This window comes from Saccharomonospora iraqiensis subsp. paurometabolica YIM 90007 (assembly GCF_000231035.2).
Taxonomy (GTDB): Bacteria; Actinomycetota; Actinomycetes; order Mycobacteriales; family Pseudonocardiaceae; genus Saccharomonospora; species Saccharomonospora paurometabolica.
In genome coordinates this window covers 7,931-19,737 of record NZ_KI912244.1, presented here as the reverse complement: position 1 = coordinate 19,737, position 11,807 = coordinate 7,931, and the positions used below count along the sequence as shown (strand labels likewise).

The window sequence follows — 11,807 nt, the reverse complement described above, 5'->3', positions numbered from 1 at the left end:
GGTCGGCTCCGGTGACCGGCCCGCGCCGCAGCGGGTGGGCGAGCAGGCGCGCCGCCGCGACCGCGTCCTGCACGGCCAGATTGATGCCGACTCCCCCGATCGGGGACATCGCGTGCGCGGCGTCCCCGAGACACAGCAGGCCCGGCGCGTGCCAGCGGGTGAGCCGGTCGAGGCGGACGTCGAGATGTTTCACCTGGTCCATCGTGGTCAGTTCGTCGACGCGGTCGGCGAGCCCGGGCACGACCGCGGCCACCTCCCGGCGGAACGCCGCGACACCGCGGGCACGCAGCGCGGGGTCGGCCCCTTTCCGGTCGATCCAGGCGATCTGGTGGTAGCCCTCCCGCGGGATCACGATCGCGAACCGGCCGTCGCCCGCCCGCGGTGTCAGCGACGTCTCGTCCCCGGGACGTCGGCTCAGCCGGAACCACCACGCGTCGATCGGCACCGGTGCGGCGACCGGGTGCAGCCCCGCCTGCGCGCGGGTGGGTGAGCCCCGACCGTCGCAGGCCACGGTGAGGTCGGCCCGCACGGTCCCGGTGGCGCCGTCCGCGGCGCGGTAGTGCACCCCGGCGACCCTGCCGTTCTCCCGCAGCAGTCCGGTGACCTCGGTGGACATCCGCAGGGTGAACGTCGGTTCGTCCGCGCCCGCGTCCGCGAGCAGGTCGAGGAAGTCCCACTGCGGAGTGATGGCGACGTACGGGTGGCGGGTGCGCAGCCGGGTCAGGTCGCCGACCACCACGCGGCCGCCGTCCGGGAACGGGAAGGCGATCTCGGTGAGCCTGGTCTGTGGCAGCCGGGCGAAGCGTGCACCGAGGCCGAGCTCGTCGAGCAGGGTCAGCGTCGAGGGATGCACGGTGTCGCCGCGGAAGTCGCGCAGGAAGTCCCCGTGTTTCTCCAGCACCGTCACGGCGATGCCGGCACGGGCGAGCAGCAGGGCGAACACCATCCCGGCGGGGCCGCCGCCGACGACGACGCAGGTGGTCCGTCCGTCTTCGGTCACCGCCGGCCTCCCGGGTTCCTCGGTCGCTAATTCATCAGTTGTTGAATAACTTCACGATGCACGGATTCGCCGCCGCCGTCAAGGGCGATAGGCTGAGCACGCTATGAGTGAGACGAAGCCTGTACGCGCCCGCTTCTGCCCCTCGCCGACCGGGGTCCCGCACGTGGGACTCGTCCGGACGGCCCTGTTCAACTGGGCGTTCGCCCGGCACCACGGCGGCTCGCTGGTGTTCCGCATCGAGGACACGGACGCGGCCCGGGACAGCGAGGAGTCCTACGAGGCCCTGCTGGACGCCCTGCGCTGGCTCGGTCTCGACTGGGACGAGGGGCCCGAGGTGGGGGGCGAGTACGGGCCGTACCGGCAGAGCGAGCGGGGCGAGCTCTACACCGACGTCGCGCGCCGTCTGCTTCAGGCGGGCGAGTTGTACGAGGCCTTCTCCACCAACGAGGAGGTCGAGCGGCGTCGGCGCGAGGCGGGCGAGGACCCGCAGCTCGGCTACGACAACGTCGACCGCGATCTCACCGAGGAGCAGAAGGAGGCCTTCCGGGCCGAGGGGCGCAGCCCGGTACTGCGGCTGCGGATGCCGGACACCGATCTCACCTGGACCGACCTGGTGCGGGGCGAGATCAGCTTCAAGGCGGGCACGATCCCCGACCCGGTGTTGGTGCGGGGCAACGGAACCCCGCTCTACACCCTCACCAACCCGGTGGACGACGCGCTGATGCGGATCACCCACGTGTTGCGCGGTGAGGACCTGCTCCCGTCCACCCCGCGGCAGATCGCGCTGTACCGGGCGCTGATCCGGATCGGGGTCACCGACTTCGTCCCCGAGTTCGGTCATCTCCCGTCCGTGCTGGGGGACGGCAGCAAGAAACTGTCCAAACGCGATCCCAAGTCGAACCTGTTCCACTACCGGGAGCGCGGTTTCGTCCCCGAGGGGCTGTTGAACTACCTCGCGCTGCTCGGCTGGTCGATCGCCGACGACCGGGACGTGTTCACCGTGGACGAGCTCGTCGACGCGTTCGAGATCACGAAGGTCAGCGCCAACCCGGCGCGGTTCGACGAGAAGAAGGCCGAGGCGATCAACGGCACCCACATCCGCGCGCTGGAGCAAGACGACTTCGTGCGGCGGAGTCTGCCCTACCTGCACGCCGCCGGGGTGCTGCCGCAGGACCCGGACGAGACGCGACTCGCGACGCTGCGGGGCATCGCCCCGCTGGTGCGGGAGCGGGTCGCCGTGCTGTCCGAGGTCCCGGATCTCGTGTCGTTCCTGTTCGTCGACGAGGACGCGTTCGCCCCCGAGGAGGCCGCGGCGACCAAGCACCTCGGGCCGGACGCCGAGCCGGTGCTGCGTGCCGCGCTCGGGGCACTGGAGGCGGTGACCGACTGGCGCAGCGACGACATCGAGGCGGCGCTGAAGCAGGCACTGGTCGACGGGCTCGAACTGAAGCCGCGTAAGGCGTTCACGCCCGTCCGGGTCGCCGTGACCGGACGCACGGTCTCGCCGCCGTTGTTCGAGTCGATGGAACTGCTCGGCCGACAGGTCTCGCTCGGGCGGCTGCGGCGCGCGCTCCCGGGTCACGCAGCGTAGAAACCTGGACCGAAACAGAGGCGGTCTTATCACCTCATAAGGCGAATCGAGGGCGCCGAAAGTCCCCTAGCCTCGCGTGGTGGCTTTCCCGCTTGGCTCCCCGACGGCATCGCACGCCTCCGAACTCGACGGTTCCGGCCCCTGGGCGCCGCCCGAGTTGCGCGTGGTGTGTCTGGACATCGACGACACCCTGATCGACTTCTCCGCGGCGGGACGACGGTCACTGGAGTCCTTGCTCGGCCGGACGGATCTGTGGCCGCTGTGGGAGCGGATCACCGACGAGCACGTCGCGCGGGTGGTCGCGGGTGAGCTGGATTACGCCCGGATGCACCGCACCCGGACCCGGGCGTTCCTCGCCGAGCTCGGCGTCGCGGTGGCGGCCGACGAGGCCGCGCGGTTCGAGACCCGCCGTCAGGAGTTGCTCCGCCGCTGCTGGCGGTTGTTCGACGATGTCGCCCCCTGCCTGGAGTGGCTCACCGCCGCCGGGGTGCGACTCGCCGCCGTGACGAACGCCTCAGGTGCGCACCAGCGCGACAAACTCGACGATCTGGGGTTGGCCGGATTCTTCGACCACGTGGCCATCGCGGGCGAGCTCGGGGTGGCCAAGCCCGACGCGGCGATGTTCCACCAGGTCTGTCACACCCTGGCCTGCGCGCCCGCGCAGGCGGTGCATGTGGGAGACAAGCTCCGCACCGACGCGCTGGGCGCCCGGGACGCGGGTCTCGGGGCCGTGTGGCTGCACCGCGCGGGTGCGCCCCGCCGGGACGGTACGGAGAGCGTGGACGGCACGGCCGGCTTCCACGACGACGTTCCGGCGGGCGTCCACGTCCTGACGACCCTGGCGGAGCTCCCTGAGCTGCTGGTCTCCGAGTTCGCCCGGGTGGGTGTCCCCTCGGGGGTGCCGGCTCCGCGGTGAAAGACGAACCCCCGTGTTCGGCCCCGTCCGGGCATGGTCTAGTATTCTTCTCAACAGCAGGCACCGAGCCGAAGCGCTTCGGGGAGGTGCCCGTTGGGGTATGGTGTAATCGGCAGCACGACTGATTCTGGTTCAGTTAGTCTAGGTTCGAGTCCTGGTACCCCAGCTGCGGAGCGGGAAAACCGGTCTGGTAAGATCGCTTCCGCAACACAGGCAAGCCCCCGTCGTCTAGCGGCCTAGGACGCCGGCCTCTCACGCCGGTAGCGTGGGTTCGAATCCCATCGGGGGTACCGAAGAGAAGGGCCCTTCTGCACCACGCAGAGGGGCCCTTTCTCGTGTGTCCGTCCCCCGGCGAGTCGCCACTTCAGGCCCGCGAGTCGCCGTCCCATGTCCGCGAGTCGCCGCTCCAGCGGTGCGGGTCGGCGCCTCCCGGGAGCCCGCACCGCGGTCAGAGGTGGTCCTGCAGCGAGCTCGCGGCGTCCAGCAGGTCCGTGGCCCAGCGGGAACCCGGACGGCGGCCGATGCGGTCCACCGGGCCCGAGACCGACACGGCGGCGACGACGTTGCCCGCGGCGTCGCGTACCGGTGCGGACACACTGGACACCCCGGGCTCGCGCTCGGCCACGCTCTGCGCCCACCCCCGGCGCCGTACCTCGAGCAGGGTGCGTTCGCCGAACACGGCGTCCGCCAGGACGGCCTGCTGGGTGTGTGCGTCCGCCCATGCCGCCAGCACCTTCGCCCCCGAGCCCGCCGTCATCGGCAGCCGCGCACCTACCGGCACCGTGTCGCGGAGTCCGCTCGGCGGTTCCGCCACCGACACGCACACGCGGATGACGCCCTCCCGCCGGTACAACTGCACGCTCTCGCCGGTGATGTCGCGCAGTTCCGGCAGGATGACACTCGCGGCGTCCAGCAGCGGGTCGACGCTGCCGCCCGCCAGTTCGGCCAGCGCGGACCCCGGGTGCCACCGCCCCTCGGCGTCGCGCCGCACCATCCGGTGCACCTCGAGACCGACCGCGAGCCGGTGTGCCGTCGCCCGCGGCAGGCCGGTCCGCGCGCACAGATCCCCCAGCGCGCACGGACTGTCCGCCACGGCGTGCAGGACCGCCACGGTCTTGTCGAGCACACCGATCCCGCTCTGCTGCTGTTCCGCGCCGTCCTGCTTGCTAACATCGGGTTGTCCCACAAGGCGATACTACAATCTCGTCATCTGGGATGTCCACATTCTGAGAAGTGAGTCCGCTCGCTACCGACACGTACACGGAGGAGCCCTGATGGCCGAGACGCGGGGCCGCACACTGGCGGAGAAGGTGTGGGACGCGCACACGGTGCGCCGCGGCGAAGGTGCCGAACCCGACCTGCTCTACATCGACCTGCACCTGGTGCACGAGGTCACCAGCCCGCAGGCGTTCGACGGGCTCCGGTTGGCGGACAGGTCGGTCCGGCGGCCGGACCTGACGATCGCGACGGAGGACCACAACGTCCCCACGGCCGGCACCGAGCTGCCCATCGCCGATCCGGTGTCGCGCACCCAGGTGGACACCCTCCGCCGCAACTGCGCGGAGTTCGGTGTCCGCCTGCACCCCATGGGGGACACCGAACAGGGCATCGTGCACGTCATCGGCCCGCAGCTCGGCCTGACCCAGCCCGGGACGACCGTGGTCTGCGGGGACAGTCACACCTCCACGCACGGGGCGTTCGGGGCGATGGCGTTCGGGATCGGCACCTCGGAGGTCGAGCACGTGCTCGCCACGCAGACGTTGCCGTTGCGCCCGTTCAAGACCATGGCGGTCACCGTGGACGGGCACCTGCGTCCCGGCGTCACGGCCAAGGACATCATTCTCGCCGTCATCGCGCGGATCGGGACCGGCGGTGGCCAGGGATACGTGCTGGAGTACCGGGGCAGCGCGATCGAGTCGCTGTCCATGGAAGCGCGCATGACGATCTGCAACATGTCCATCGAGGCGGGGGCCCGCGCCGGGATGATCGCCCCGGACGAGACCACGTTCGCCTACCTGAAGGACCGTCCGCACGCCCCGCAGGGCGCCGACTGGGACGCCGCCGTGGCCGAGTGGCGGGAGCTGCGCACCGACGACGACGCCGGGTTCGACGCCGAGGTGCGGATCGACGCGAGCACGCTGACCCCGTTCGTGACCTGGGGCACGAACCCGGGCCAGGGGCTGCCGCTCGGCGAGTCGGTGCCCGACCCCGCCTCGATGACCGACGAGACCGCGCGGGCCGCCGCCGAGAAGGCCCTGTCCTATATGGATCTCGAACCGGGCACCCCGCTGCGCGACATCGCGGTGGACACGGTCTTCCTCGGCTCGTGCACGAACGGTCGTATCGAGGACCTGCGTGCCGCCGCGGAGATCCTGCACGGGCGCCGGGTGGCGGACGGGGTGCGGATGCTCGTCGTGCCCGGCTCGATGCGGGTCCGGCAGGTGGCCGAGGCCGAGGGCCTGGACACGATCTTCACCGGGGCGGGTGCCGAATGGCGGCAGGCGGGGTGCTCGATGTGCCTCGGCATGAACCCGGACCAGCTGGCGCCCGGGGAGCGCAGCGCGTCGACGTCGAACCGCAACTTCGAGGGCAGGCAAGGCAAGGGCGGCCGGACCCACCTGGTGTCCCCGCTCGTGGCCGCCGCCACCGCCGTACGGGGCACCCTGTCCTCGCCCGAGGACCTGAACTGACCGCCCGCCACACCCGGACGACATCCGAGCGCGGCCCGTGGTGGACGGGCCGTCGAGGGAAGGAAGCAGCATGGAACCCTTCACCAGCCACACCGGCGTCGGAGTCCCGCTCCGCGCGTCCAACGTGGACACCGACCAGATCATTCCGGCCGTCTACCTCAAGCGGGTCTCACGCACCGGCTTCGAGGACGGTCTGTTCGCCGCCTGGCGCGGCGACGACGACTTCGTCCTCAACCGCGAGCCCTACCGGCAGGGCAGCGTGCTCGTGGCGGGACCGGACTTCGGCACCGGTTCCTCCCGCGAACACGCCGTGTGGGCGCTGACGAACTACGGCTTCCGGGTGGTCATCTCCCCGCGGTTCGCCGACATCTTCCGGGGGAACGCCGGCAAACAGGGCCTGGTGACCGCGCAGTGCGAGCAGGACGACGTCGAGCGGCTGTGGGAGCTGCTCGAGGCCGAACCCGGCACCGAGGTGCAGGTCGACCTGCGGGACCGGACCGTGCGGGCGGGCGGGTTCGTCACCGGTTTCACCATCGACGACTACACGCGTTGGCGCCTCATGGAGGGCCTCGACGACATCGCGTTGACCCTGCGGCACTCCGACGAGATCGACGCCTTCGAACGGCGGCGCCCGGCACACAAGCCGGTCACCACCGCGGGGTAGTCCGGCGCACTCCGGGGCGGATTCCCGCGTGTGTACGGGGAATCCGCCCCGCCCCGGCCGCCTCCACCGGGGAAAGCACACCGCCCGGCGGCCACGTGGGACGCCGGAGGCGAAGACACCTGGGACTCCCGCGAAACACCGCGGGGAAGGTGTAACAGCGCACTCGGGAAGCGGAAATTCCGCGTGCCGTTTGGAATTCATGCTGCGTTGGTAATACCGTGTGCGCATGTCGGCCGGTGTGGCCGGGTAACACGAAGTTCTTCTTGGAGGACTGGAATGGCCAACAAGGCCCAACTCATCGAAGCGCTCTCCGAGCGCTTGGGCGACAAGAAGGTCGCGTCGGAAGCCGTCGACAACCTCGTCGACATCATCATTCGTACGGTGAACAAGGGCGAGAAGGTGAACATCACCGGCTTCGGTGTGTTCGAGAAGCGCGCCCGTGCCGCCCGGACGGCGCGGAACCCGCGCACCGGCGAGACAGTGCGGGTGAAGAAGACCAACGTCCCCGCCTTCCGTGCGGGCACGACGTTCAAGGACGTGGTCAGCGGCGCCAGGAAGCTGCCGAAGGCCACCCCCGCGAAGCGCACGTCGGCGACGACCGCGCGCGGTGCCGCCGGGACGCAGACGTCGTCGCGGACGTCGGCCACCCGCCCCACCTCCACGCGCACCACCACCAACCGGACGCGGACCACCACGGCGCGGGGCGGTACCACCACCGCACGGGGCACGTCGGCCAGGAGCACGACCGCGAAGGGCGCCGCGGCGAAGACGGCGCCGAAGAGCACGACCGGATCGTCCGGAACGAAGTCGAGCGCGGCCAAATCGACCGGCACGAAGTCGACCGGCACGAAGTCGACGACCGCCAAGTCGACGACCGCCAAGTCGACGACCGCGAAGTCGGGCACGGCCAAGGCCGGTACGGCCAAGTCGAGCACCGCGAAGTCGTCGACCGCGAAGTCGAGCACCGCGAAGTCGACGGCCGCGAAGTCGACGGCCGCGAAGTCGACGGGCACGAAGTCCTCCGGCACGAAGTCGACGGGGACCAAGTCCACGGCGGCCGCGAAGTCCTCCGGCACGAAGTCCACCGCGACGAAGTCGACGGGCACCAAATCCACCGCCACCAGGTCGGGCGGCACGAAGTCCACGGCCACGAAGTCCACGGCCACGAAGTCCACCGGCACGAAGTCCACCGGCACGAAGTCGAGCGGCACGAAGTCGAGCGGCAGCAGGTCCACGGCCGCGGCGAAGTCCCCGGGAACGAAGACGAGCACCGCCGGGACCACGAAGGCGGCGGCGAAGTCGTCCTCGGCAGGCACGGCGAAGGCGACCGCGAAGACCTCGCCCGCGCGCAAAACGGGAACCACCGCGAAGAAGACGACCACCGCGAAAGCGCAGTAACCGCACCTCGTCCGCGGCGACACGAACTCGGCGGGGCCCGGCCACCGGCGCGGGACCCGCCGAGTTCGGTCCGTCCCGGGGGATCGTGGGGTGCCGGCGGGGCGCGCCCGCGTGGACCGGGTGACCCCCGGGTCAGCCGGGGACGCGGGTCAGGTGTGGGATGCGGAACGCGCGGCGGCCTCGTCGCCGAGCGGTTCGGGCAGTGGGCTCGGCAGGTAATGCGCGCTCACCAGTCGTGGGCCCCTCCCGTCGACCCGCCCCGGGGCCGCACCGGCACCCTCCCGGGTGAACGCCAACACCCAGACCGACCCCTTCTTGCTCGGCGGCACGTCCGCCGACTTCTTCCGGGGCACGGTGACCCCGTCGCGTTCGGCCAGCGTGGCCACCACGTCCGGGATGACCCCGCCCTGGCTGCACACCAACGGTGTGCCGCCCTCGGCGACGAGGGAGAGCACGCGGGCCAGGCCGCCCGCACGGTCGGCGGTGTAGCCCTCCTCGGAGAGGGGGTGTTCCAGCTCCGTCTCGACCCCCACGTCGTCGGCGACGGCCTGGACCGTCTGCACGCACCGCAGGCGCGGCGCCGAGACGACCCGGTCCGGGGCGAACGCGCGCAGCAGCGTCCGCAGCCCCCGTGCCTGGCGTACCCCGGCCTCCGAGAGCGGCCGCAGGTCGTCGTCGCCCGTCCAGTTCTCGCGGTTGCCCGCCTTCGCGTGCCGTACCAGCAGCAGCGTGGTCACCTCGGCCGGCTGTGCGGCGAACAGGTCGACGACACGGGCGTCGTTGTCGAACGTGAGCAGCGCCCGCGCCTCGGCGGGGGGCAGCCACCGCAGTTCGTCGACCTCCCCGTTCGGGACGAACCCGCCCGCGACGGCCCGCGCGGCGAAATACTCCACCGTCTTGTCGGCGCCGGGGACGGGATATTCGACAACGGTGAGGAAGCGGTCCAGCGCCGCTTCGTACCCGGTTTCCTCGTGCACTTCCCGGACGGCGGTCACCGCGCTCGTCTCGCCGGGATCCACCTTTCCCTTCGGCAGGGACCAGTCGTCGTGGTGCGGCCTGTGCACGACGGCGACTTCGACCTCGTTGCCCGGTGGGCGGCGCCACAGCACCGCCCCCGCGGCTCGTACAACTCTGCTCACCCGGTGGCTCCGTGCTCGCGCAGCAATTCCATCTGATGGTCGCGGACCTGGCCGCTGTCCGCCGGAGAGGGTACCCATTCCCCCGTCGGACGGAGTACCCAGCACCGGGTGAGGGAGTCGAACGCCGAGTCGAGTACGGCGTCCAGGCGGGCGCTGAGCCGGGCGTCGGCGACCTGCACGATCGCCTCGATCCGCCGGTCGAGGTTGCGGTGCATGATGTCGGCGCTGCCGATCCAGTGCGTGTCCGCCCCGCGGAAGTGGAAGATGCGGGAGTGTTCGAGGAACCGGCCCAGGATGGAGCGCACCTCGATGTTGTCGCTCAGCCCCGCGACCCCGGGCTTGAGGGCGCAGATCCCGCGCACCACGATCTGGACCGGCACGCCCGCCTGTGAGGCGCGATACAGGCCGTCGATGACCCGCTCGTCGACCAGTGAGTTGCACTTGATGCGGATGCCCGCGGGTTTCCCCGCTCCCGCGAGGTCGATCTCGTCGGCGATGAACTTCAACAGGCCGCGCCGGATGTCGTTCGGCGCGGTGAGCATCATGCGGTAGGTCTGCTGGCGCGAGTAGCCGGTGAGGACGTTGAACAGGTCGGTCAGATCCGCCCCGACCGCCGGGTCCGCGGTGAGCAGGCCGATGTCCTCGTACAGCCGCGCGGTCCTGGGGTTGTAGTTGCCGGTGCCGAGGTGCGAGTAGCGGCGGATCGTCGCCCCCTCCTGGCGCACGACGAGCGCGATCTTGCAGTGCGTCTTGAGCCCCACCAGGCCGTAGACCACGTGCACGCCCGCGCGTTCCAGGGTGCGTGCCCAGGCGATGTTCGCCTGTTCGTCGAACCGCGCCTTGATCTCCACCAGGGCGACGACCTGTTTGCCCGCCTCGGCGGCGTCGATGAGCGCGTCCACGATCGGGGACTCGCCCGAGGTGCCCGACGTGCGGTAGAGCGTCTGTTTGATGGCGAGCACCTTGTCGTCGGCGGCGGCCTGCTCGACGAACCGCTGCACGCTGGTGGAGAACGAGTCGTAGGGGTGGTGCACCAGGACGTCCCCGTCGCGCAGGGTGGAGAACACGCTCTTCGGTGTCTCCCGCTCCCCGAACGCCGGGTGCGTCGCCGGGACGAACGGCGGGTCCTTGAGCTCCTTGCGGTTGAGGGCGTGCAGCTGGTGCAGACAGTTCAGGTCCAGCAGGCCGGGCACCTCGACCACGTCCTGCGGATCGACCTCGAGTTCCCGCAGCAGGAGTTCGAGCATGTGCTCGCTCATGTCGTGGGCCACCTCCAACCGGACCGGCGGCCCGAACCTGCGTTGCGCCAGCTCCCGTTCCAGGGCCTGCAGCAGGTCCTCGTCGCGGTCCTCCTCGACCTCGAAGTCGGCGTTGCGGGTGACCCGGAACACGTGGTGTTCACTCACCTGCATCCCGCTGAACAACTCGTCCAGGTGTGCGGCGATGAGTTCCTCCAGCGGCAGGAAGGTGGCCTGCCGGGGACTCGGACCCTCCTCGATGCGCACCAGCCGCGGCACGTTGTTCGGCACCTTCACCCGGGCGAAACGTTCGGTGCCGCCCTCCGGGTCGCGCACGGTGACCGCGAGGTTGAGCGAGAGCCCGGAGATGTACGGGAACGGGTGCGCGGGGTCGACGGCGAGCGGGGTGAGCACCGGGAAGATCTGCCGGGTGAAGTAGGCCGACAGCCGTGCCCGGTCCTCGGTGTCCAGGCCCGCCCAACGCACGATCCGGACCCCCGCGGCCTGCAGGGCCGGCCGCACGCCCTCCTCGAACGCGAGCGCGTGCCGCCGGACCAGTTCGCGGTTGCGCTCGGCGACGTAGGCCAACTGTTCGCTCGGGGTGAGCCCGTCCGCGCTGCGCACGGACAGACCGGTCTGCTCGCGCCGCTTCAGGCCCGCGACCCGGACCATGTAGAACTCGTCCAGATTGGACGCGAAGATCGCGAGGAACTTGGCCCGCTCCAGCAGCGGCTGGGACTCGTCCTCGGCCAGGGCGAGCACCCGTGCGTTGAAGTCCTGCCAGGAGAGCTCCCGGTTGAAGTAGCGGTCCTCGGGCAGGGCGTCGGTGCCCGGGGTGGCCGCGGTCACCGCGGGGGGCGCCGACGGGACGGCGCGGAACTCGCGTGTCCGTCCGTCGCCGCCCGTGGTCCCGGGAGGGGGTGCGGTGGTGACCTGTCGGCGAGCGGGGTCGTCGGGGACGGGTCCGCTCGCCGGGGTCGCGCTGTCGTCGCTCACCCGTTCATTGTCCCCCAGACGGGGCTCCGCGGTGGCGGCCGATCGGGCGGGCGCCGACACGTGTGTCCGGCGCGGACGGTGGCCGTGTGCACGCTGCTCACCGCGGTCGGTGCGGCCGGTGCGACCGGTGCGCCCGGCGCGGTCCGGGGATCCGCGGGTCAGTGCGGCAGGCAGG

General features: G+C 71.1%; 9 protein-coding genes and 2 tRNA genes. 7 read left to right on the top strand and 4 right to left on the bottom strand.

Annotated features, from left to right (window positions below; genetic code table 11):
- Window positions 1-946: FAD-dependent oxidoreductase (locus SACPADRAFT_RS27630; RefSeq protein WP_233357182.1), on the bottom strand; the 946-nt coding region annotated here is incomplete at its 3' end.
- Window positions 947-1,103: 157 nt separating this feature from the next.
- On the opposite strand from SACPADRAFT_RS27630, the gene gltX reads away from it, so the two are divergent.
- The 4 genes from gltX to SACPADRAFT_RS0213515 all read left to right on the top strand — a co-directional run bounded on the left by gltX (window position 1,104) and on the right by SACPADRAFT_RS0213515 (window position 3,797).
- Entirely contained in the window at window positions 1,104-2,591 is a 1,488-nt protein-coding gene (gene gltX, locus SACPADRAFT_RS0213530) for a glutamate--tRNA ligase (protein WP_007024862.1), read from the top strand.
- A gap of 166 nt (window positions 2,592-2,757) precedes the next feature.
- Entirely contained in the window at window positions 2,758-3,507 is a 750-nt protein-coding gene (locus tag SACPADRAFT_RS0213525) for an HAD family hydrolase (protein WP_028662448.1), read from the top strand.
- A gap of 94 nt (window positions 3,508-3,601) precedes the next feature.
- Window positions 3,602-3,673, top strand: a tRNA-Gln gene (locus SACPADRAFT_RS0213520).
- A 51-nt stretch (window positions 3,674-3,724) separates the two neighbouring features.
- Window positions 3,725-3,797, top strand: a tRNA-Glu gene (locus SACPADRAFT_RS0213515).
- Window positions 3,798-3,955: 158 nt separating this feature from the next.
- Here the strand turns inward: SACPADRAFT_RS0213515 and SACPADRAFT_RS0213510 are convergent.
- A complete protein-coding gene (locus SACPADRAFT_RS0213510) occupies window positions 3,956-4,693 on the bottom strand; it encodes an IclR family transcriptional regulator (RefSeq protein ID WP_007024860.1) in 738 nt (245 codons plus the stop codon).
- An 88-nt stretch (window positions 4,694-4,781) separates the two neighbouring features.
- Between SACPADRAFT_RS0213510 and leuC the strand changes: the two genes are divergently transcribed.
- From leuC to SACPADRAFT_RS30580, 3 genes are all read left to right on the top strand, one after another.
- Window positions 4,782-6,197 carry a 3-isopropylmalate dehydratase large subunit gene (gene leuC, locus SACPADRAFT_RS0213505; RefSeq protein ID WP_007024859.1) on the top strand — a complete coding sequence of 472 codons (1,416 nt, stop codon included), beginning with the start codon at window positions 4,782-4,784 and terminating at the stop codon, window positions 6,195-6,197.
- A 70-nt stretch (window positions 6,198-6,267) separates the two neighbouring features.
- Window positions 6,268-6,861: a 3-isopropylmalate dehydratase small subunit gene (gene leuD, locus SACPADRAFT_RS0213500; RefSeq protein WP_007024858.1), complete on the top strand. Its 594-nt coding sequence runs from the start codon at window positions 6,268-6,270 to the stop codon at window positions 6,859-6,861.
- A 276-nt stretch (window positions 6,862-7,137) separates the two neighbouring features.
- Window positions 7,138-8,259, top strand: a complete 1,122-nt coding sequence (locus SACPADRAFT_RS30580; protein WP_084258430.1) for an HU family DNA-binding protein — start codon at window positions 7,138-7,140, stop codon at window positions 8,257-8,259.
- A gap of 149 nt (window positions 8,260-8,408) precedes the next feature.
- Here the strand turns inward: SACPADRAFT_RS30580 and SACPADRAFT_RS0213490 are convergent, their stop codons facing one another.
- Window positions 8,409-9,398: an NUDIX hydrolase gene (locus tag SACPADRAFT_RS0213490; RefSeq protein WP_007024856.1), complete on the bottom strand. Its 990-nt coding sequence runs from the start codon at window positions 9,396-9,398 to the stop codon at window positions 8,409-8,411.
- A complete protein-coding gene (locus SACPADRAFT_RS0213485) occupies window positions 9,395-11,632 on the bottom strand; it encodes an RNA degradosome polyphosphate kinase (RefSeq protein ID WP_157577163.1) in 2,238 nt (745 codons plus the stop codon). Before SACPADRAFT_RS0213485 ends, SACPADRAFT_RS0213490 begins: the two co-directional genes overlap by 4 nt.
- Window positions 11,633-11,807: the final 175 nt, after the last annotated feature.